Annotated in this window: 23 protein-coding genes; 11 read left to right on the forward strand and 12 right to left on the reverse strand. The window is 51.6% G+C overall.

The window, feature by feature from the left end:
* Positions 1 to 5: 5 nt before the first annotated feature.
* On the forward strand, positions 6 to 1,502 hold the full coding sequence (locus VH86_RS07710; RefSeq protein ID WP_045832458.1) for an aldehyde dehydrogenase: 1,497 nt from the start codon (positions 6 to 8) through the stop codon (positions 1,500 to 1,502).
* A 223-nt stretch (positions 1,503 to 1,725) separates the two neighbouring features.
* On the forward strand, positions 1,726 to 2,427 hold the full coding sequence (locus VH86_RS07715) for a GntR family transcriptional regulator (protein ID WP_045815684.1): 702 nt from the start codon (positions 1,726 to 1,728) through the stop codon (positions 2,425 to 2,427).
* 80 nt (positions 2,428 to 2,507) lie between these two features.
* Here VH86_RS07715 and VH86_RS07720 read toward each other — a convergent pair whose 3' ends face one another.
* Positions 2,508 to 2,753 carry a DUF2543 family protein gene (locus VH86_RS07720; RefSeq protein ID WP_045815631.1) on the reverse strand — a complete coding sequence of 82 codons (246 nt, stop codon included), beginning with the start codon at positions 2,751 to 2,753 and terminating at the stop codon, positions 2,508 to 2,510.
* 13 nt (positions 2,754 to 2,766) lie between these two features.
* Positions 2,767 to 3,249, reverse strand: a complete 483-nt coding sequence (locus VH86_RS07725; protein ID WP_045832459.1) for a cold-shock protein — start codon at positions 3,247 to 3,249, stop codon at positions 2,767 to 2,769.
* Between the two features lie 202 nt (positions 3,250 to 3,451).
* Between VH86_RS07725 and VH86_RS07730 the strand changes: the two genes are divergently transcribed.
* Positions 3,452 to 4,150 carry an RluA family pseudouridine synthase gene (locus VH86_RS07730; RefSeq protein ID WP_045815629.1) on the forward strand — a complete coding sequence of 233 codons (699 nt, stop codon included), beginning with the start codon at positions 3,452 to 3,454 and terminating at the stop codon, positions 4,148 to 4,150.
* Between the two features lie 15 nt (positions 4,151 to 4,165).
* On the opposite strand, the gene VH86_RS07735 is transcribed toward VH86_RS07730, so the two are convergent.
* From VH86_RS07735 to VH86_RS07750, 4 genes are all read right to left on the reverse strand, one after another.
* The gene (locus tag VH86_RS07735; RefSeq protein WP_045832460.1) at positions 4,166 to 4,705 is read right to left on the reverse strand and encodes a DUF2058 domain-containing protein; all 540 of its coding nucleotides are present in this window, start codon (positions 4,703 to 4,705) and stop codon (positions 4,166 to 4,168) included.
* A 94-nt stretch (positions 4,706 to 4,799) separates the two neighbouring features.
* Complete coding sequence (locus VH86_RS07740; protein WP_045832461.1) at positions 4,800 to 5,150, reverse strand: DUF1304 domain-containing protein; 351 nt, start codon at positions 5,148 to 5,150, stop codon at positions 4,800 to 4,802.
* 59 nt (positions 5,151 to 5,209) lie between these two features.
* Positions 5,210 to 5,479 carry a hypothetical protein gene (locus VH86_RS07745; RefSeq protein ID WP_045832462.1) on the reverse strand — a complete coding sequence of 90 codons (270 nt, stop codon included), beginning with the start codon at positions 5,477 to 5,479 and terminating at the stop codon, positions 5,210 to 5,212.
* 64 nt (positions 5,480 to 5,543) lie between these two features.
* Positions 5,544 to 5,969, reverse strand: a complete 426-nt coding sequence (locus VH86_RS07750) for an N-acetyltransferase (RefSeq protein ID WP_045815625.1) — start codon at positions 5,967 to 5,969, stop codon at positions 5,544 to 5,546.
* 379 nt (positions 5,970 to 6,348) lie between these two features.
* Between VH86_RS07750 and yajD the strand changes: the two genes are divergently transcribed.
* Positions 6,349 to 6,696 (forward strand): HNH nuclease YajD, encoded by a 348-nt coding sequence (gene yajD / locus VH86_RS07755; RefSeq protein WP_034824111.1) that lies wholly within the window; start codon positions 6,349 to 6,351, stop codon positions 6,694 to 6,696.
* A 65-nt stretch (positions 6,697 to 6,761) separates the two neighbouring features.
* On the opposite strand, the gene VH86_RS07760 is transcribed toward yajD, so the two are convergent.
* A complete protein-coding gene (locus tag VH86_RS07760) occupies positions 6,762 to 7,433 on the reverse strand; it encodes a DUF3313 domain-containing protein (RefSeq protein ID WP_045832463.1) in 672 nt (223 codons plus the stop codon).
* A 172-nt stretch (positions 7,434 to 7,605) separates the two neighbouring features.
* Between VH86_RS07760 and VH86_RS07765 the strand changes: the two genes are divergently transcribed.
* Complete coding sequence (locus VH86_RS07765) at positions 7,606 to 7,827, forward strand: hypothetical protein (RefSeq protein WP_045832464.1); 222 nt, start codon at positions 7,606 to 7,608, stop codon at positions 7,825 to 7,827.
* Here VH86_RS07765 and VH86_RS07770 read toward each other — a convergent pair.
* Positions 7,815 to 8,435, reverse strand: a complete 621-nt coding sequence (locus VH86_RS07770; protein ID WP_045832465.1) for a TetR/AcrR family transcriptional regulator — start codon at positions 8,433 to 8,435, stop codon at positions 7,815 to 7,817. The two genes, VH86_RS07765 and VH86_RS07770, sit on opposite strands and share 13 nt — an antisense overlap.
* Positions 8,436 to 8,918: 483 nt before the next feature.
* On the opposite strand from VH86_RS07770, the gene VH86_RS07780 reads away from it, so the two are divergent.
* Positions 8,919 to 10,238, forward strand: a complete 1,320-nt coding sequence (locus tag VH86_RS07780; protein ID WP_045832467.1) for an FAD-binding oxidoreductase — start codon at positions 8,919 to 8,921, stop codon at positions 10,236 to 10,238.
* A gap of 47 nt (positions 10,239 to 10,285) precedes the next feature.
* On the opposite strand, the gene VH86_RS07785 is transcribed toward VH86_RS07780, so the two are convergent.
* Positions 10,286 to 11,137, reverse strand: coding sequence for a Vmh family MBL fold metallo-hydrolase (locus VH86_RS07785; protein ID WP_045832468.1), 852 nt, complete (start codon positions 11,135 to 11,137; stop codon positions 10,286 to 10,288).
* A gap of 120 nt (positions 11,138 to 11,257) precedes the next feature.
* On the opposite strand from VH86_RS07785, the gene VH86_RS07790 reads away from it, so the two are divergent.
* Together VH86_RS07790 and VH86_RS07795 are read left to right on the forward strand one after the other, a co-directional pair.
* Positions 11,258 to 12,136, forward strand: coding sequence for a LysR substrate-binding domain-containing protein (locus tag VH86_RS07790; RefSeq protein ID WP_045832469.1), 879 nt, complete (start codon positions 11,258 to 11,260; stop codon positions 12,134 to 12,136).
* 108 nt (positions 12,137 to 12,244) lie between these two features.
* Positions 12,245 to 13,396, forward strand: coding sequence for a dienelactone hydrolase family protein (locus VH86_RS07795; protein ID WP_045832470.1), 1,152 nt, complete (start codon positions 12,245 to 12,247; stop codon positions 13,394 to 13,396).
* A gap of 4 nt (positions 13,397 to 13,400) precedes the next feature.
* Here the strand turns inward: VH86_RS07795 and VH86_RS07800 are convergent, their stop codons facing one another.
* Complete coding sequence (locus VH86_RS07800; protein ID WP_045815615.1) at positions 13,401 to 14,375, reverse strand: AEC family transporter; 975 nt, start codon at positions 14,373 to 14,375, stop codon at positions 13,401 to 13,403.
* A gap of 91 nt (positions 14,376 to 14,466) precedes the next feature.
* On the opposite strand from VH86_RS07800, the gene VH86_RS07805 reads away from it, so the two are divergent.
* Positions 14,467 to 15,354: a LysR substrate-binding domain-containing protein gene (locus VH86_RS07805; RefSeq protein ID WP_045832471.1), complete on the forward strand. Its 888-nt coding sequence runs from the start codon at positions 14,467 to 14,469 to the stop codon at positions 15,352 to 15,354.
* Between the two features lie 316 nt (positions 15,355 to 15,670).
* Positions 15,671 to 17,008: a DUF4105 domain-containing protein gene (locus VH86_RS07810; protein WP_045832472.1), complete on the forward strand. Its 1,338-nt coding sequence runs from the start codon at positions 15,671 to 15,673 to the stop codon at positions 17,006 to 17,008.
* A gap of 17 nt (positions 17,009 to 17,025) precedes the next feature.
* On the opposite strand, the gene modA is transcribed toward VH86_RS07810, so the two are convergent.
* Positions 17,026 to 17,739 (reverse strand): molybdate ABC transporter substrate-binding protein, encoded by a 714-nt coding sequence (gene modA / locus VH86_RS07815; protein ID WP_045832473.1) that lies wholly within the window; start codon positions 17,737 to 17,739, stop codon positions 17,026 to 17,028.
* Positions 17,708 to 18,778, reverse strand: coding sequence for an ABC transporter substrate-binding protein (locus tag VH86_RS07820; protein ID WP_045832474.1), 1,071 nt, complete (start codon positions 18,776 to 18,778; stop codon positions 17,708 to 17,710). The genes modA and VH86_RS07820 overlap by 32 nt, the downstream gene beginning before the upstream one ends.
* A gap of 219 nt (positions 18,779 to 18,997) precedes the next feature.
* On the opposite strand from VH86_RS07820, the gene leuE reads away from it, so the two are divergent.
* Complete coding sequence (gene leuE / locus VH86_RS07825; RefSeq protein WP_045832556.1) at positions 18,998 to 19,636, forward strand: leucine efflux protein LeuE; 639 nt, start codon at positions 18,998 to 19,000, stop codon at positions 19,634 to 19,636.
* Positions 19,637 to 19,703 lie beyond the last annotated feature (67 nt).

The following is a 19,703-nucleotide window of genomic DNA, read 5'->3' on the forward strand; positions in this document are numbered from 1 at the left end:
TGCGCATGAAACAGGTACAAACGCTGAGCGATGTCGTGAACGTGGCGCGGGAACTGCGGTTCCCGGATCAGGCGTTCATCAACGGACGTTTTACTGCGGCGGTTTCCGGCAAAACGCTGGAGACCATCAATCCTGCGACGGGCGAGATTCTGACGCACCTGGCCGCTTGTGAGAGCGCTGATGTGAACCTGGCGGTGCAGGGCGCACGCCGTGCGTTTGAATCCGGCAGCTGGAGCCAGCTTCATCCCGGCGAGCGTAAAGCCGTATTGCTCAAACTGGCGGATTTGCTGGAAAACGAAGTGACGCAGTTGGCGGTGATGGAGAGCCTCGACAGCGGCAAACCGGTCAGTGAGTGTCTGGCGGTGGACGTGCCAGAGACGATTCACGTGATCCGCTGGCACGCGGAAGCCATCGACAAGCTGTATGATCAGACCGCGCCAACCGGTAACGGGGCGATGGCGATGATCGTTCGCGAGCCGATTGGTGTGGTGGGTTGTGTGTTGCCCTGGAATTTCCCGCTGCTAATGCTGGCGTGGAAAATCGGTCCGGCGCTGGCGGCGGGCTGCTCGGTGATTGTGAAGCCCGCCGAGCAAACTTCACTGACGGCATTGCGCGTGGCAGAACTGGCACATGAAGCGGGTGTTCCTGCTGGCGTGCTCAACATCGTGACGGGTACCGGGAAAGAGGTGGGTGAACCTATCGGCCTGCATCCTGATATTGATATGGTGAGCTTCACCGGTTCAACGGCAACCGGCCGCCGATTCCTGCACTATGCCGCGGAATCGAATCTGAAGAAGATTGTGCTGGAATGCGGCGGCAAAAACCCGGCGCTGGTGTTTGATGATGCCGAGGATTTGGCTAGCGTTGCCGCCAATGTGCTGAACGGCGCTTTCTGGAACATGGGTGAAAACTGTTCAGCCACCTCGCGTCTGCTGGTACAGGAAGGGGTTAAGGATAAATTGCTGGCGCAGATCGCGGAGCAGATCGGTGAATGGCGCATGGGCAATCCATTGGATCCAGAGAATCGCCTTGGCACCATGATCACTACCGACCATTTCTGCAAAGTCAGTGATTATCTGAAGACAGCGCGTAAAGAAGGGTTGCGCATCATTCAGGGTGGGTTCACTGACCGCGGCATCTATGTGCAGCCGACCATTGTGGATGGCGTAACGCCGAAAAGCGCGCTGTTCCGCGAGGAGATCTTCGGGCCGGTGCTATGCGTCACCACCTTCAAAACCGAAGCGGAAGCCATTGCGTTAGCGAACGACACTGATTACGGTCTGGCGGCCTCGGTTTACACCGGCAAGTTGAGCCGTGCGATTCGCGTTTCACGTGCAGTGCGTGCGGGAACGGTGACGGTCAACTGCTTCGGTGAAGGTGATGCAACGACACCCTTTGGTGGCTATAAGCAGTCTGGTTTTGGTGGCCGCGATAAATCGGTGTATGCCCTCGATCAGTATACCGAACTGAAAACCATCTGGATTGATGTGCCTGCCGAGTAAACATTATGCCCGCCACGGATGGCGGGCATGTTGAACAGTAGGATAATTTTCTGCTGCTTTCATCTCGATTTTATCTACTGTAACTCCTTGTAATCCCATCGTTCCATATTCTGTGATCGACCGCAGAATGCACAAAATATCCCATATTTATTTTTGCTGTATACACACTTTTTCTGTAGGTTAAGCAGGAATTACGTGCGGAATGTCATCACAGGAGGTCACATTGAGATCGGGAAAAGCAGCGTTATACGAAGATTTAAAACGCCTAATTTTGACCATGGAACTGGACCCAGACGAGTTGCTGGATGAAGCCAGCCTGACGGGACAATACGGTTTATCTCGCACTCCTGTGCGTGAAGTGTTTCAGCGCCTGGCGGGGGAAGGCTACTTAGAAATCGTCGAAAAACGCGGCGTGCGTGTCATCCCGATGAGCCATTCCACACTGCGCAATTTCTTCCTCGTTGCGCCGATGATTTACGCCGCCACCGGTCGGTTGGCGGTACAAAACTTCAAGCCCTCCCAGCTGAAATCGTTGAAAGAGACACAAAAGCGCTTCCGTAAAGCGGTGCAAACACGGGATGCCGAAGCGCTGGCGCTGGAAAACAATCGTTTCCACGAAATCATGGGCGAGATGGCAGCCAATCCTTATTTACAGCCCAGCCTGGGGCGCTTACTGATCGACCACTGCCGCATCGGCCACACTTTCTTCCGCCCGCAGAATGAAGACATGGAACGCCGCCTGCAGTTAGCCGCCGAACATCACGATGCCTTTATCAGCGCGATTGAAGCGCGAGATGAGCAGAAGGTGGTGGATCTGGTGTTCGAACACTGGGAGTTGTCGCGGGAAAATATGGAAATCTTTATCGCGCCGCAGGGGTTAAAAGCGGACGATCTGGTGCAGTCACCGGAAGGAAATAAACTGTAATTTTCGAGTTGTCGATGTTAGACGATAAGGCGGCCTTAGGGCCGCCTTCAAATATGTCGAGTACCGCTAAACAACTGGGTTTAGTCGTTGCCCCATTCATTTAAAAAGTTGGCAATCTCATCGATACGCACCGCTTGAATACCCGCTTCACGCGCCATCTCTTGCTGCGCCTCTTCGCTGATCTCTTCATTATTGTTCAGACGAGTCAGCAATAACTGGAAGTAGTGCGCCAGTGCATCAAGTTCTGCTTCGCTCACATCGTGTTCGGATTCCGAAGCGTACTCTTCAGCAATGTCATAATATTTCAGTGGAATGTTGTTATTCATTATCGGCTCCCCGTTAAATTTTGAGCATTTTCACTGCGGCATCAATGTCGATCTCATCTTCGGTAAAGATCAGCGTCGTACCCTGGAAAGTGGTTACCGCCAGTTTTTTCACTGAACGCATTTCATCAGGTTTTACGTCGGTCTTAGGTTTGATGTTGTTCATCAGAATGCCCACCGACAGTACGGTGTTTTCTTTATCAATACGGGTATCAACCGGCTCTTCTTCACTGTAAACCACGAAGGATTTAATCGACGTCAGTTTCAGGCGCTCACCGGCGATAAAGATATATTTGCTGTCTGGTATCACTTTCACCGCGAAAGCGGACAAACCTTTGTTATTGGTTGTGGGTTCGAACGTCACTGCCGCATCTTTTTTAATCAGATCAGGGTTGGCGACCTTAATCACATGGAAATAACGGTTGTCTCCGTTTTCATCTTTGATAAATCCAAAACCTTTGTCCTGAAACCAGGTTGTGATCGTTCCGTTCATCGCCATTACCGCCTACTCAATCGTTAATCTAATCAGTTTTTTGCAGCGCGCAGTGTAAAGCACATTGCCTGCGCAGACTACGCCTTTGCTGTAAGTCTGGACGATAAATTTCTGCTGTGCGAGCGGGAGGCCGGGTTAAGCGGGCAAAATTCGTCAGCCCGCTGAAAATTGGTTATTATCCGCACCCACTTCACAGTCTGGCAGTCTGATGTCTACGATTATCGATACCTTTATAGCTCCGCCGTGTTCGGCAGAGATCGCGATTCTCTATCAGGATGAGCATTTGGTATTGATCGATAAACCCGCCGGTTTGCTCAGCCTTTCAGGAAAAAATCCACAAAATCTCGATTCCGTTCATCACCGTCTGGTGAAGTTGTTCCCCGGCTGTACTTTGGTGCATCGCCTCGATTTCGGGACATCCGGATTGATGGTGGTGGCACGCAATAAAGCCATCAACGCTATGTTGTGCCAGCAGTTTAGCCAGCGAAGCGTGACAAAAATTTATACGGCGCTGTTGTGCGGACATCTGAACCGCGACCAGGGCACGATTGACGCCGCGATAGCAAAAGATCCGGCGCTGTTTCCATTGATGTCGATTTGTGCCGAGACGGGTAAACCTGCGCGTTCACGCTATCAGGTGACAGAACGCTTAATGCGCGAAGGGGATGATGGCATGCTGATACCTGTTACGCGGGTGCAGTTGATACCAGAGACGGGGCGCACCCATCAATTACGTATTCACTGCCAGCAATTGGGCCACCCAATTCTTGGGTGTGACCTGTATGGAGGATTGCTGCAGCCGGGTACGGAAAAGACACCCCGGCTGATGCTGCACGCCAGTGAACTACATTTTGTCCATCCCATTAGCGGGGAGAACATCACTGCGCGTCATGCCAGCCCGTTTTGACACGGGCTGCATTCCTTACCACATCAAATCATCAGGCACTTTGAAATCCGCGTACGGATCGTCCTCATCCTGCTCTTCCTGACTTAATGCACTGTTCAACACAATGCTGTCTGCATCACGCTGCGCAATTTTATCGGCTACACTGGCGGGAATAATCGCGTATTTGCTTTCGCCACTGCTATCCGCCGCCAGGCGTGCGATCGCCAGACGACCATTGATCAGCTGCGTTTGCGTGGTCTTATCCACGCTGATTTTCTTGATTAAATTGTTGTCGGTGAAGTTAAAGTCAATTGTCCCTTTTGCCACGGTGATGGCATTCATTTCAATCAGCTGTTTAACCTGTGCCTTGTACTCTTTGGATAAAGTGGCTTGTTTCTGCTGCTCGCTTAACTGCTTATCACGCTCAATTTGCGCTTTTTTATTCTCTTCCACCGCTTCACGGGCTTCACGAGCCTGTACGCGAGACTTCTTGGCAGTGCGCTGTACTTTGGCCATTTTTTTGCTGGAGACGAGTCCAGCTTTGAGCATCTGCTCTTGTAAGGTGAGTTTTGTCATCTTCGTCTCTAAAATTCGTTAAAACCTGGCCGGATTATACCTGTAATGCGAAGGCTGATCACGGCGAGGTTTGAGATTCTAATGAATCGCCGTATCAGCGCAGGAGTACAGCGAGCAATGCAATCAGAGCTGGCAGGGCCTGCACATAAAGAATTTTTCGGCTGGCGGTCATTGCTCCGAAAATCCCGGCAATGAGCACGCAGATGAGAAAGAACAGAGTAACAGGCACACCGTTTTCTCCCAGCCATAACCCCCAGAGTAAACCCGCCGCCAGAAAACCGTTATAAAGGCCCTGATTGGCCGCCAGCACACGGGTTTCGCGCGCAAAGTCGACGCTGAGTTTGAAGGCCTTCCGGCCGGTTTTCGTCTCCCACAGAAATATCTCCAGCACCAGAATGTAGATATGAATCACGGCGACGAGAGCAACAAGGATATTGGCTAACACGGAATTCCTTAATTGAGCGTTCTTAAATGTATGGAAAGTTTAAGCCAGATTAGCGCCGGTTATTTTTTCCGGAAAAAAAGATTAGCGATAGCGGTTAATATCCCAATAAATGGCATCGTGATAGCCCCCGCTCGAAAATTATGCTGATCTATGCGTTTTTCTTTACGGATGTCATTAAAACGTGAAAGTGCTGCCTTTTCATCAGCCGCGCTGACTTCTTCAAACTGTTGTTCGAATCCCTGACGGGTTAACAGAGTTGCTCCTTTAATGTCTGACTTTTGCAGCGCCACGATCTGATTTCCTTTTTTATAAAAACAGTATTCAGGCATTCGATATTCCTTATCAAAAGAGGTAACAGCAACTTATCAGCAGTGGCGAATGTGTACCAAGCTTCTAAAGCGTTTTTTTCATGAAAATGCGACTTGCGCCTTCCGGAAGGCAGGCAATGCGGCCAAACTCCTCCCAGCCGTGTTTTTTATAAAACTCAGGAGCCTGAAAACTAATGGTATAGAGAAAAGCTGAAATGCAGCCTCGATTTCTGCCTTCTTCTTCAGCATGTGTAAGAAGTTTTTCTCCTAAACCTTTCGATCTCAGTTCTGAGGGTAAATAAACAAGGTCGATAAACAGTATCCCAAGATAGGTACGCCCGAGTATTCCTCCCAAGACCTCTTGCGTTTCATTGCAACGTATTACCACTGATAGCGGCAAATGGTCATTGTAACCTGTCATATCCGTATTAAATGCCGTCAGCCCAGCATCAATGGGTTGTAAATGTTCTGGCGCGATAACGGCGGATACTTCAACTGATAAATTTTCCATATATCACCTGAGGTCAGTTTAAATGCCTTTTAATTTCATGATTCGGTCCGGACTAGAATAACGAATATCGCCAGGACATTGCATTAGCGTTTTCGTCATAAACTACAGTCATGCACAATGCAGTTATCTTACCGATCCGTTTTACCCCAGGAACAGAACAACGCTTGCCATGATGATACCTGACGCGGCTCAAACCCTCTTTCCCTGGCCCACAGCGGATTATTACTGCACACCAGCGGCAAGTGTAGCCATGCTGGTTCGAGGTTCGCCAGCATTCACTGATTCAGCACGGCGAAATCAGCACACGCCTGGCGATGGTTTTGCGCTATATTGGCAGCACTAACACCCGAATATCTTTGTGAAACAGGTAACATTGGCAATGGCTCTGATCCCTAAAAACTATGCGCGGCTGGAAAGCGGCTACCGTGAGAAAGCATTAAAAATCTATCCATGGGTTTGTGGACGCTGCTCACGGGAATTTGTTTACTCCAACCTGCGCGAACTCACCGTGCATCATATTGATCATGACCATACCAATAACCCGGAAGATGGCAGTAACTGGGAGTTGCTGTGTCTGTTCTGCCATGATCACGAACACTCCAAGTACACTGAAGCTGACATGTACGGCACCAGAGTGGTCGCCGGTGAAGATGCGCAGAACGATGTGGAAGCAGCAACCTACAATCCCTTCGCGGATTTAAAGTCGATGTTAAATAAAAAGAAATAAGCCTCACTGATTTCCGATGCTGCCAGCTTGCCAAATAGGGGCTGGCAGCCTCTACTGCAAGGGATTTACTGGCGTAATTTTTCTAACAACTGTTCCGCGCCTTTATCAATCCCGGTTTCAGCCGCACTGAGCGAACCGAAGGTCGCACCCACGTTCATGGCGTTGGGGTATTGTTCCGCGACGTATGCCAGTAAGAGTTCATTTGTTCCCGCATCTTTCACCTCTACGGCGAAATTAACGTATCCACTCATCAAGCCACGTCCTCCACGTACCGACTGAACGATATTGTACGGCCCGCCGGCTAAATCAAATTTTGTGAATGTGCCAATCACTTGCGGCGTGGTATCGGCGCCGGTCAGCGTCAGTTTCAATTTGAGCGCTGGAGCCGTCCCGGCTAGGGGATGGGTGTTAAATTTCTCCGCCAGCACTTCCTCAAACTTTTTATGCATATAATCAGCCAGTTGACGGCGATCATCCACAGATAATTCATTGAATTGCGCATCAGTCCCGCTGTAAATCTCGACCGGTTCAATGCTGATGCTACGGTATTTACTCCAGTCCACGGGAGCGGCATAACGGAATGGAATGCGATCGCTGTCATCCGAAGTATTAGGCGACATACGTGATGCAGAGGCGATACCAGCATATTTCACCGGGCCAGAAGACGAACAACCGACAGCGGTAAAAGCAGCCGCGAATACAAGGCTACGACACAACGGGGTGAACAAACGACTCATCTTGAAATTCTCCGATGGTATTGATAAATGAACTGTACGGTTTAGTTAATATCAGTTAGCATAAATCTGTCAAGAAGGGGTTTCAGGGTGTGACATCGTGATGCGGGGGCAGAGAGGTGAATGCAAAACGTCTGTTTGTGTCGAGTGAAATGGTTAACGGAAACTATGTAGGATGATGGTCGGATTAGCGGCAATTTTGTTATTGCTCTTTCGCGCCATCCGCAATCTGGGGGAGATATTTTATCTCTGGAATTTAGGCATAAAACGAGGCGGTTTTTATGCGGTCAGGGTTTGGGGAGCGCGCCTCAAACCCTTGATAATACTCCTGATGATCGACACCATTGTCGTGCTGACGCTCATTTTCAATTTGTCAGTCAGGATTCAGTTGTTTTGACCAGCACCTTTGAGGAACAACGAAACGGCGTTTTGCACCATGGTCGTCACCTCACTTTTCGTATAGCTCGGCAAGGTCCGCTCAAGGAATAATTCATCGACTTCAGCTTTTACCAATGATGAAAATTGTTTGGCGCGTAAGGCTGGGTTGCCGCCGATCAATTCCCCGTTGGCGATGTGATGCTCCATCACCGTCGTCAGAGCGTTCATACTCTCACGCACACCGGACTCATGAAAAAGCGCGCCGATGTCGGAATGACCTGCTTCTCCAACCACCATTCTGTACAACTGTAAGGCCTTCCAGTCTGACGTCAGCGCCCCCAGCATGCCCTCGCCAAAACGCTGTAACTTCTCACTTAACAACAAGGTTTGGGTTTCCGGGTCGTTAAGTTCTTCAGCCGCATGCATCAGAAAGTTAGTACTAAAACATCTGACAACGGCTTCAAAAAGGCTCTCTTTGGAGGAGAAGTAGTTATACAGGGTCGCCTTGGAACAACCGGCCTGCTTTGCAACGCTATCCATTGAGGCTCGCTCATATCCTTGTTCGAGAAACACGGCTGAAGCGGCGTTGATAATGTCAGTTCTTTTTTGTTCGGTTAGCGTACGCATCACTCTCTCCTTTGTCGGCGATGAATATTAACAAAACCAGGTGGTTCATTAAAGGAGAGCGGTGGCTGGATTCTAAGGTGAATGTTTAAGAAGGAGAAAATGCTTGCATGTACCCACCAGCGTTAATCATCGGCTTCCCACGCTTGAGCGTGGTGACAGAGCGATGGGTATTCCCCATTCAGGCTATCGAAATTCAATTCAGATCCGGTGTTGTTGTGACAGCTGAGCACACCGGATCCATCAAACACCTCATCGCCAATCCCCGCATTTGAACCCTCGAATTTTTGCGATTCATAACACAATCGTATCGTGATCATATTGACAACATTTCATGAGATTCAGTAAAACTTTATACATCAGGTATACATGATAAATACCCGTGAAATGCATTAAATACTTACGCTTTACACCGCTAACAAACCCTACGTTGTACGGGCAATCCGCCAGTACAAAAAATGAAAAACGTGTATTGGAGTAACGGAATTGCAAAAGATCACCTCACTGCCTGCCGATGATTCGATGCCGGGTTGGTTTCATACCAGTGCCGCTCGCACGCCACGTCCCGCGCATATTGGTCAGAAAAAAGTGCGCTTCGCCATTGTGGGTGCAGGCTTAACTGGCCTGGCGGCAGCGCGACAATTGGCGCTTAATTTTCCCCACGATGAAGTGGTGCTGATTGAGGCACAGGAGGTGGGATATGGATCGGCAGGGCGAAATGCCGGTTTTGCCATTGATGTACCGCATGATATCGGCGCGAAGGATTATATCGGTGACGTCACCATTGCGAATAAAGTCCTGAAGCTGAACACATTAGGGCAAAACTATCTGCGTCAGATTGTGCAGGAACACGGCATCGAATGTCAGATGACCGAATCCGGTAAATACCAGGCTTCAGTCGGCGAACAGGGCACAGCGATTCTTGAAGCTTATCGCAGCGGATTGGCAAAGATTGGGCGTGAATCCGAAATGATTGCGGGGAAAGATCTGCCCGAACATATTGGCACTTCTTACTACAAGCAGGCGCTGTTTATTCCCGGCACGATCTTGTTGCAACCCTCAGCATTGGTTAAAGGTCTGGCGGATAATCTGCCCGCGAACGTCACGTTGTACGAGTACACACCGATCACATCGATCGATTACGGGGACAAAGTGACACTGGTGCATGACAAAGGCAGCATCACCGCGGAAACATTGATTCTCGCGAATAACGGTTTTGCGTCGCATTTCGGCTTCCTGCAACGCCGTCTGCTGCCAACGTTCCTCTACGGCAGCCTGTCGCGTCAGTTGACGGAAGAGGAGCAGGCTCGATTGGGGGGTAAAGCGGTGTGGGGAGTGATTCCGGCGCATCCGTTTGGCAGCACCATTCGTCGTACGGTGGATAATCGTATTCTGGTGCGCAACAGTTTCAGTTTTCATCCGGATGGACGACCGCGCGAGAAATACCTCAAGCAGTATCTGGAAAACCATCGCAAATCCTTTGAACGCCGTTTCCCGATGCTGCCGCAGGTGGATTTTGAATACACCTGGAGCGGGGCGATTTGCCTGTCAGAAAACCACGAAGGCTTCTTTGGCAAACTGGCTCCGAATGTTTATGGTGCGCTGTGTTGCAACGGATTGGGCATTACGCGCGGCACGGCAACCGGCAAATTAATTGCGGATATGATCGCAGGCGAGAAAAACGAACTGATCGATTTCCTCACCCAATCGCCGGGTCCCAACCGCACGCCAGCGGAGCCTTTCCTGTCGATTGGTGTTAATTCGGTGCTGAAGTGGGGTCAATACCGCGCAGGCATGGAAGTATAAGAAGACAGTAGCCGCCAGTCATCATGGCGGCTTTCACCTTTGACCGTTTACCACTTCATCTCGCCGGTATTCACTTTGGCACTGAGTTCCAGCGAGCTTTCATCCGGCAAATTCGGATAGGCTTTTTTCATCGCCTCAATCACTTCTGCCGAACCTTTGTGTTGCTGAAGTGCCTGTTCAAAAGTTTGCAGATAGTTAAGGGTAAATGTCACCGCACTATCACCCGCCGGACGTGCGCCGATGTAATGCCCTGGAATGACCACCTTCGGCTTGAGTTGCTGTATTTCTTTGAGCACGCTGCGCCATTGCTCACGGCTGGCGGGTGTTTGCGTATCCGCTGTCCAGACGTGGATGCCCGCCGCCACGGCGGTGCCACCCAGTACGGCTTTGTTGCCGGGGATCCACAGATAGGCTGATTTATCACCCGCATGGCGCAACTCTACACGCTCTCCATCCACGCTGAACGACGTCTGATGGGTAATCTGCGGGACATATAGCTGGTTTGGCGCGCCGCCCGGCATTTTCGGGCCCCAATAGGCTAATTTCGCCGTTTTGGTGGCCTCGATGTGTTCAACCACTGTTGGTGACGCAACAATTTTTACCTGTGGGAAGGCCTTCACAATCGGCTCGAGGCCAAAGTAGAAGTCAGGGTCGCCTGAGGTAATCACGATCTGCGTGAGTTTTTTACCGCTCGCTTTGATCATACCCACCAGTTTTTCGCCATCTTTCGGGCTGAATTGTGCATCGATCAGCAGCGCTTCGTGTGGTCCGGTAATCAACGTTGACGATACCGGAAACACCCCTTGTTCCTGTGGGTTGTATACCGCCAGCTGCAGCGGGGTAGCAAATGCTGGGCTGGCTGCCAGTGTCAGCACCAACGTCAGTGACTTCATCTTCATCTTATTTTCCTTTCAGTGCCAACATGGCCGGTAAGCGCACCATTGTAAGGATTTTGCTGTCTGCTAGAATTCCCGCAAATAGAGATGGTCAGTTTCGTAAAACGATCAGATGGAGAGCAGATGGACAGAGTGACAGCGGCATCGGTATTCAATCGCATCTGCGAACTTGGCAGCCTAAGTGCTGCGGCGCGAGCGCTGGCTATCTCCCGGCCGATGGTGAGCCGTTATCTGGATGAAATGGAGAAATGGGCGGGTGCACGTTTGCTGCACCGTTCATCACGTCGCCTGACCATCACCCCAGCGGGGGAAAAAGTGCTGGAGAAAACTCGCATGCTGGCACGCCTGGCTGATGAGATCACCGGACAGGGTGAGCCGAGGGAACCACAAGGGACATTGCGCGTAGCCTGTGCGCATTCGACCGCGACCCATATTCTGGGGCCGATGATCCCGGCATTTTTGGCTCGCTATCCACTGTTGCGCATTGAGTTAGAAATCAACAACCAGCCGGTCAGCCTGGTGGGTGAGCGCATTGATGTGGCGGTCAGGATTACGGACAATCCAGAACCGGGCGCGATTGCCCGCCGTCTTGGCGAGTGTGTTTCCGTGGTGTGCGCGGCACCTGAATATTTGCGCAAGCATGGTATCCCTGAAACGCCGCAGGATTTGGGTCAGCATAACTGCCTGCACTACAGTCGCTTTGCCGGGCAGAGCTGGCAGTTCAACGATGCCAATGGCGATGCGCTGACGACTGCTGTGAGCGGCAACTTCAGTGCCGGTATCTCATCAGTATTGTGTGATGCTGCCATCGCCGGATGCGGCCTGGCCATGGTGCCAGAAATGGAAGCGCGTATCGGAATAGCCAACGGTCAGTTGCAGTGCGTGCTGCCAGACTATACGCCGAAAACCCTGGGTATTTATGGGTTGTATATGTCGCGCGAGCGCCAACCCGCCGCACTGCGACTGTTTCTTGATGCGGTGCAGCAACAGCTGGTTTCATAAGATATGGGGTTGGATCTCAAGTAAGGCTTTGTACAGTTTTTAACTCCAGATTAGGTGATAGTATCCTCCTGTAAACATCATCTAACGTTAATAAGGGAGTATTAACTGATGCGGCACTGGGCTACTTATGTTGTTCTCATCCTGAGTTTGATAGGGGGCAGCCACTTCAGCGCAGCCACACAGACAATCGTCGCTGCGCAGCCTAAGGGATTGCTGCGTGAGCCCCTCGCCTTAACGATAACCTTGCCTGACGGGCAACGTGCTGTGTTGGACGCGTATGTCACAAGACCCGATACACCCGGTGTGTTTCCCATCGCGCTCATCACCCACGGCACCGATGGCACCGAGCAAAGCGATCGCCAACAGCTTACACCAAATCGATTCTCAGCAGCCGCCATCACCTTTGCCCGACACGGTTATGCCGCGGTGGTGGTGATGCGTCAGGGCTATGGTCAATCGACCGGCCACAACGATTATCAAGGCAACAGCTGCGCCCAGCCGCAACATGCTCTGGCAGGGAAAATGGCACGAGACGATATCCTCGCGGCATTGGTGGCGATTCGTGAACAGCCATGGGCAGCACAACATCAAGCGGTGCTTGTCGGTCAGTCATCCGGTGGATTTAGCGTGCTCGCCGCCAGTGCCCTGAATCCGCCCGGCGTACAGGCTATTATCGCTTTTTCAGGTGGACGAGGAGCCATGGGTGAAGGTCAGATTTGTGATAAAACCTCACTGCTGGCGGCGCTAAAATCTTATGGTCAAACCGCACACATCCCAACGCTCTGGCTTTACTCCGCCAATGATCAGTCGTTTTCACCCCAGCTTGGCAAGGAAATGTTTAAGGCTTACCGTCACGCAGACGCAAAGGGGAAGCTGGTCACTCTGCCTGCCTTCGGTGACGATGGACATGATTTACTGATATCTGCACCCGAGGAATTCTGGTGGCGCAGCGTCTCGTCGTTTCTGAGCCAGCAACGTTTGCCGAACCATGAAGTGGTGTCGATTTCCAAAGTCGTGCTGGCTGCACCTGCAGGATTGACCACTTCAGGTCAACAGGCGTTCAAACACTACCTGTCAGATCGCGGCTATGAAAAAGCGTTCGCCAGCAATGGTGAAGGTGTGTGGGGAAGCGCCCACTGGGCTCGCACCCAGCAGGATGCGAACCATGAAGCGCTGGCGTATTGTGAGCAGTACCGTGAGAAAGGAGAGGCGGCTTGCACAGTCTACGCCGCTGGAGATCAGCGCTCAGCGGCGAAATGAAACACTATGCGATCGGCGTCACCTGCATAAAGTGCATGATCGCCACCAATGTGACAATCGACAGCACCGTGGAGATCAGGATTGCGCCTGAAGTGATTTGTGCATCGCGTCGGTAATATTCTGCCAGCATAAAGGGGCCGGTGCCGGTGGGCAGTGCTGCCAGCAGTATCGCCATGTTGGTCAGATCCTGCGGCAGATGGAACAGCCAAACGGCTAAAATCCATGTCAGCAGTGGCTGCATCACTAACTTGGCAACGACTACCAGGCCCACCGTGGTGAGGCTCATTTTGGCCGCAGTGGGCAATTCGCTCACCCTGGCTTTTTGTCGGCTGGCAAGAAACACCCCTAAACACACTAGCGCGCAAGGACTGGCCGCGCCGCCGAGCAATTTCAGGAAAGTTTCAACGCTGCCTGGCATGGTCAAATTCAAGCTGGAACAAGCTGCGCCCAACAGCGGCGAGATGATCAGGGGATTTTTCAGAATGGCGCGCAGTACTTTGATCGCCAGGCGATGAAATTCACGTTCACTCTGCAAACCAATCTCGATCATCGCGATGGCAATTGCGAACAGGATACACGCCACCACAATGGTGGCCGTGGTGGTCGGGATCAGGCTGCTTTTACCAAAAATCAGTAACAACAACGGGAAACCCAGATAGCCGGTGTTGGGATAGGCGGCGGCAACGCCATCGACGCTGGCATCGGCAGTGGATTTGCCTTTGAATTTTTGGCAGGCAAACACGATAACAAATGACGCGGCGCAGGAAAGGGCAAACGCCCAGAAGAATCCCGGTTGATAAATGGTATGCCATGGCGTGTGTGCCATGATGTCAAACAGCAGCGCGGGCAGCGCCAGCCATACCACAAATTTATTCAGTTCCGTCGCCGAGGTCGGTCCTAATACACCCAGCATGCGGCAAGCGTATCCTGCCACAATCAAGCCGAAAACCGGCAAAAGAATCAGAAACGTAGCTATCATTGTGTCCTCCCAGTAAGCTGAAGGACTCTAGTGCCTTTAGTGATGCAGATCCAATAGCAAATTTGGCCGGGATTGATACGGAAAATGAATCATGCTTGATATGAAGCCGCTGCGGTATTTTATCGCGCTGGCAGAAGTGAAAAATTTCCACCGTGCCGCGGAACGTCTGCATCTGTCACAGCCGTCCTTAAGTCGCCATATCGCTGCACTGGAAAAAGCGGTGGGTACACAGCTGGTGGAACGCAATACGCGCCAGCTCATGCTGACGCCCGCCGGTGAGAGCTTCTACCAGGATGCACGTAAGATCCTCGAATCACTCCAGCAGGCGCAACAACGGGCGCGTGACACCGCAGCGGGCAAATCGGGTTTATTGCGCGTGGGTTTCACTATGTACTCTGCACATAGCGTGATCCCGGAATATGTGCGATTGATCCGCCATCACTTCCCCAATATTGCTCTGGAGTTGGAAGAGGCCGTCACTGAAGACCTGCCGGATAAAGTGCTGGCTGGTGAAGTCGATTTAGCGGTACTGGTGGAAGGAAGTGCACGCGTGGGCATGCAGACATTAACCGTGTTGACCGAGCCTTTATGTGTGGCCATGTCGCGCACACATCCTAAAGCGAGAAGTCGGAAATTGCAGATCGAAGATCTGCGGGAGGATCCTTTTGTGATGACTTCCGCCAGCGCGGGGAGCCGGTTAACCGCAGTGATCATGGATTATTGCCGGGCTCATGGTTTTGAACCTATGGTCAGTCTGCAAGTTCGTCTGCAACACACCATGCTTAGCCTGGTCAATGACGCCAGTTATGTGGCATTGGTGCCTTCGTCTGTCCAGCAACTCAAAATGGATGGCATCGTCTTCAAACCGCTGGCGGATGCGCCACAGGTCAATCTCGCCGTTGCCTGGAGCAGTGATAACCGCAATCCCTGCCTCAACAGTTTTATAAAACTGCTCATTCAGCGACATGCACCGTTGTGAAATCGACGCCAGCCGCATGATGTTCTGTGATACAGCCACTATCAACAATTAAATCAAATAATTAGAAATTTAAACTTCCAGAAACCAGTGGTGGTTTCAGCCTGAAATCGCCACAAATACGGCATCAGGTTGTTCAAAAAATGAGCCGATATTTACTTTATCATTAAGCCAATTTTAATCTTCACCACGTAAAGTGCCCTCACAGTCACAACCATCAGTAAACGAAGTCAGAATTGCCGAGGCCTGACAGAACTCCTGTTACTTGCCCGCGTCTACAGAGCGTACTGAGCTGTGTGTTATCCGCTGGAGAGTAGCTTTGCTGCGACTATTATTTCTGTTGATGGGTGGACCGGCATTAAGAGCGGGTTGGCCTTATCTCGCCGGGCTTGGCCTGCTGTGCACGAGTGCCAGCGCCGGGATCGTCATGGATTTGTTGCAACATGGAAGTTTATCGTTACCTTTGCATATTTTAGGGGTATTGCTAGCGGTAGAAGGGTTAGCCGAAGCGATGGGGGCAATCTATTCACCCGCCGGTATTGCCTGGCCACTCCTGATGAAATCTGCTGGGTTGATGCTGTTTGGCGTCCTGGTATTCATTGCACCGCATGACAGTAGCTTCTGTTTATCACTGGGCTATGCGTTGATTTTTCTTTTGGATGGCGGTTTTCGTGTTATCTCATGCAGCCTGATGCGCTGCCGACGCTGGACGCGAAAGTTCGGACTGGGATGCGCGGAAATCCTGTTCAGTGTCCTGATTGCCACACATTGGCCGCTGGCACCGCATGTGATTGTGCCACTGTGTTTTGCACTTTTGCTGGCAGGATGGGGCATCAATCTATTGTTTATGGGAGCGCAAATTCATGCGCTGCCAGAGAACACCAGTGTCACCGCACTGCCTCTCTTTACCCGCAAAGGGCTGCGTGCGCCGCATGGATTGAATTATGTACATCCGCCGCTGCATGCTGCGCATGCCAGTGTGCCGCTCAATGTCTACATCTGGACGCCGCTGGGTTCGGGCGATGTCGCCGGACGCCGTCCATGGTTTGACCGTTGGGTAGCGGCGATAGACCATCGCGGTGAAGTGTCTACCGGTCATACGTCTTTAGAGATGGGTGAAGAACTCTATATCAGTCTTTACCCGGTTGATGACGTCTCGCGCAGCTTGCGCGGTTTCCTGCAAACGTTATGCGCAAAAGAGGAGTTTGACGTTGAGGGCTGCTTGCTGCCATCACTGGACAGTGAGATCAAAAGGTGGTGTCGTCCGGATAAACGTCTGGTTCTCACTCACTACAATCAGGCAGCATTGCGCAATTACTGGCGAGCGAATGCAACGGATACCCGTTATAACCTCACATCACGCAACTGTTCGACCAGCGTAATACAGGCACTGGACGTTGCCACTGAAGGCTTGTTAGGTGAACAGGGTTTAAAAGGTCTTTGGGTTCTCCTCAATCCCGATTTTTGGTTGTTGAGTCTGGTACGCAGCCGGGCTGAGGGTATGACCTGGACGCCAGGACTGGTGATGGACTACTGCATTTTGCTGCGCCGGGTGCTGGCAGCCAATGAGCAAACCAGCCGATATCGCAAAATCCTTAACCGTTTGAGAGTCGAACTGCTGGGCGCACGAATGGTCGTGCGCAGTTTGTTACGCTAACTGTTTGAACGCAGCACTCAGATAAAACCATGTTGTCGCAGAATGGTTTTGGCCGCTGCGCTACTGAGAAAGGTGGCGAGGGGGGCGGCTGAGTGTGTGAGTGTTGCCCAGGCATATTCCGCCTGAATGTTGAACGGTTTAGGGATGAGAAATACCTGCAAATGTGAATGATGAATTAAGCGAGGGGCATAGCTGGCGTAGCCAATGAAGAGATCTGCGTGCTGTTGGTCGATTAACCATTGTGCTGCCAGTTCGCCCGTAGGGACAGCCAGACTATCGATGCCACCCACCAGCTGACGCGCGCGCTGCTTCAAACGTTCCCCCCAGCCCGGATAAGCCTGTTCGATCTTGCCAAATAGCTGCCAGGTGTAATCACCGGAAGGGTCGCTTAACGGCGTTGATGTCGCCAGCCGCAGATCGTCACGTTGTAAAAGTGACAGCCAGGTGTCGTTTTTAGTGACAACGTCACGCCTGGCGGTCAAACATAAGCTGTTTGCGGTAAACTTATCGGTGTCGGTTGCCAGGCCGCGCTGTAAAAGGGTGGCCGGATGGTGAAGATTGGCGGAGGCAAATAGATCGCAGCGTTCACCTTGCTCAATCCTCTGCCGAAGCAGGCCAGCTGGTCCAAATTGGGTGTCGGTCGTCAAGCCGGTCTGTTGATGAAAGGCTGCCATCAGATCGGGCCAGACACCCCGCAAACTACCTGCTGCCAGAATGTGCAGTGTTGTCATGATAGGCGGTCCGATAGAAATGCTGATACCAGCGATCAGCCTGCTGTTGCATATCAATATCGCGGAATTTTTCCGGGTAGAGTTTCTTCGCCATCCAAAGTTCGCCTAAGCCGATGGCTTCTGGCATCGGATAGCCCCAGGCTTTGGCATATTCTGGCATCAACCAAACCCGATGATGCTTCACCGCGTCAATGGTGCGCCAGCGTGGGTCCTGTTGAATTTCATCCACCACCTGCGGATACCGATCCTGGACAAAAATCACCTGAGGGTTCCACGCCACAACTTGTTCCATACTCACTTGCTTGAAACCTTGCATGGTCGATGCCGCAACGTTGTAGGCGCCCGCGTGCGACATCATCAATCCGGTATATTTGCCAGAACCATAAGTGGTGAGATCCGGATTGGCCATATAAGCGCGAACACGCTGTTGCTCAGTTAACCCTTGCAGACGATCGCTCACCTGTTTGCGTCCAGCAAACGCCGCCGCAATCAGCTCTTTGGCTTGTTGCTGCTTATTCACCACCTCGCCAATCAATGTAATGCCTTCTGTGATACCCAGATCGTAGGCCTGATCCTCATTCTGCATGCTGGGGTTAATCTTGCCTTGTTGTCCCGCATCGTCATGGCGTAAAGAAATCGCCAATACCGGAATGCCCAGCGCCGAAATCTGGTCAATCATCTCTTTTGGCGCGTAGTTGGTGACAAACACCACCTGCGGATGCAGCGCCACCAATTTTTCTAAATCGACGTGGGTCAGATCGCCCAGCATGGCTTTCTGCTTCAGTTCTGGCACCAGTTGCGCGTAGCCATCACCTAACTGTTGCTTCCAGTTCGCGAGGATGCCGACGATCTTATCGGTCGCATTGAGTTGCACCAGCAGATTCAGCGTTTGGTGCTGAAGTACCACCACGCGATCAACCTGATCAGGGATTGTCACCTGACGGCCAATCTGATCGGTCACCACCCGGCTGGCGAAGGTGTTCAAAGAGGTAAAGGTGAGTAAGCCCGCCAGAATCAGGCGGTTAAGCGTTGTGTTCATGAGTTATTCCTGCAGCGTAATACACAGGATTATATAGCGCTAATTTGCAGACGCCTATGACTGATTATGCGGCACGCAGTCGTCGGAGGACATGGCACAGCGTCATCTGCTACTATATCGGCCCAATTGCAGCGTGATCCGCTGTCAATTTTCACCTGTCAAATCAAAACAAAAGCCATCGGGCGAATCAACCTGCATGGCGTTGGAGTAGTGGTTGTTATGTTGCACGATGTAGGAATTATTAATGTCTGGACGTTTCTGGCGGGGGCGCTGGTGATTATTCTGCTGCCCGGCCCGAACAGTTTATACGTGCTGCGTACCGGGATGAGCCGCGGTGCTAAAGCGGCGTCTAAGGCGATAGCAGGGGTGATGATGGGTGATCTGATTCTGATCTTCCTTGCCTGGGCCGGTGTCGCCACGCTGATTCGCACCAGTCCGCACATTTTTATGGTGGTGAAGTATTTAGGCGCAATGTTCCTGCTCTATCTGGGTGTAAAGATTATTCTGGGTGCATTGCGCAAACGTGAAGGTCATCAGCCCGCTGATGCCGTCAAAGTCGAGAACTATTTCCTGCGTGCGCTGTTGCTGGGCGTGACAAATCCGAAAGCCATACTGTTCTATGTCTCTTTTTTCATTCAATTTATTGATCCGGCTGTCACGCATACTGCGCCCGCCTTTGCGGTGCTGGGTTCAATGATTCAAGTGATCAGCCTGAGCTATTACCTGATTTTGCTGATGGCAGGCAGTGTGATGGTTCGCTTCCTGAAGAATCGCACGCGTCTGGTCAAGCTCGGAAATATGCTGACGGGCATGCTGTTCTTTGGTTTTGCTGTGCGCTTAATGAGTGCACAAAGTTAATTTTATTCCCACCGCTCCTCTTCAGGAAACAGCAGGAAAACCTGCTGTTTCCCTTTTCGGGTAGCAT

The organism is Pantoea sp. BL1 (assembly GCF_000963985.1).
Lineage (GTDB): Bacteria > Pseudomonadota > Gammaproteobacteria > Enterobacterales > Enterobacteriaceae > Pantoea > Pantoea rwandensis_B.

What these genes read in the sequence shown, in the direction of transcription:
- VH86_RS07710 (WP_045832458.1), top strand. Translation starts at nt 6, where the DNA reads ATGAAACAGGTACAAACGCTGAGCGATGTCGTGAACGTGGCGCGGGAA.
- VH86_RS07720 (WP_045815631.1), bottom strand. Translation starts at nt 2,753, where the DNA reads ATGAATAACAACATTCCACTGAAATATTATGACATTGCTGAAGAGTAC.
- VH86_RS07725 (WP_045832459.1), bottom strand. Translation starts at nt 3,249, where the DNA reads ATGGCGATGAACGGAACGATCACAACCTGGTTTCAGGACAAAGGTTTT.
- VH86_RS07730 (WP_045815629.1), top strand. Translation starts at nt 3,452, where the DNA reads ATGTCTACGATTATCGATACCTTTATAGCTCCGCCGTGTTCGGCAGAG.
- VH86_RS07735 (WP_045832460.1), bottom strand. Translation starts at nt 4,705, where the DNA reads ATGACAAAACTCACCTTACAAGAGCAGATGCTCAAAGCTGGACTCGTC.
- VH86_RS07745 (WP_045832462.1), bottom strand. Translation starts at nt 5,479, where the DNA reads ATGCCTGAATACTGTTTTTATAAAAAAGGAAATCAGATCGTGGCGCTG.
- VH86_RS07750 (WP_045815625.1), bottom strand. Translation starts at nt 5,969, where the DNA reads ATGGAAAATTTATCAGTTGAAGTATCCGCCGTTATCGCGCCAGAACAT.
- yajD (WP_034824111.1), top strand. Translation starts at nt 6,349, where the DNA reads ATGGCTCTGATCCCTAAAAACTATGCGCGGCTGGAAAGCGGCTACCGT.
- VH86_RS07760 (WP_045832463.1), bottom strand. Translation starts at nt 7,433, where the DNA reads ATGAGTCGTTTGTTCACCCCGTTGTGTCGTAGCCTTGTATTCGCGGCT.
- VH86_RS07765 (WP_045832464.1), top strand. Translation starts at nt 7,606, where the DNA reads ATGATGGTCGGATTAGCGGCAATTTTGTTATTGCTCTTTCGCGCCATC.
- VH86_RS07770 (WP_045832465.1), bottom strand. Translation starts at nt 8,435, where the DNA reads ATGCGTACGCTAACCGAACAAAAAAGAACTGACATTATCAACGCCGCT.
- VH86_RS07785 (WP_045832468.1), bottom strand. Translation starts at nt 11,137, where the DNA reads ATGAAGATGAAGTCACTGACGTTGGTGCTGACACTGGCAGCCAGCCCA.
- VH86_RS07790 (WP_045832469.1), top strand. Translation starts at nt 11,258, where the DNA reads ATGGACAGAGTGACAGCGGCATCGGTATTCAATCGCATCTGCGAACTT.
- VH86_RS07795 (WP_045832470.1), top strand. Translation starts at nt 12,245, where the DNA reads ATGCGGCACTGGGCTACTTATGTTGTTCTCATCCTGAGTTTGATAGGG.
- VH86_RS07800 (WP_045815615.1), bottom strand. Translation starts at nt 14,375, where the DNA reads ATGATAGCTACGTTTCTGATTCTTTTGCCGGTTTTCGGCTTGATTGTG.
- VH86_RS07805 (WP_045832471.1), top strand. Translation starts at nt 14,467, where the DNA reads ATGCTTGATATGAAGCCGCTGCGGTATTTTATCGCGCTGGCAGAAGTG.
- modA (WP_045832473.1), bottom strand. Translation starts at nt 17,739, where the DNA reads ATGACAACACTGCACATTCTGGCAGCAGGTAGTTTGCGGGGTGTCTGG.
- VH86_RS07820 (WP_045832474.1), bottom strand. Translation starts at nt 18,778, where the DNA reads ATGAACACAACGCTTAACCGCCTGATTCTGGCGGGCTTACTCACCTTT.
- leuE (WP_045832556.1), top strand. Translation starts at nt 18,998, where the DNA reads ATGTTGCACGATGTAGGAATTATTAATGTCTGGACGTTTCTGGCGGGG.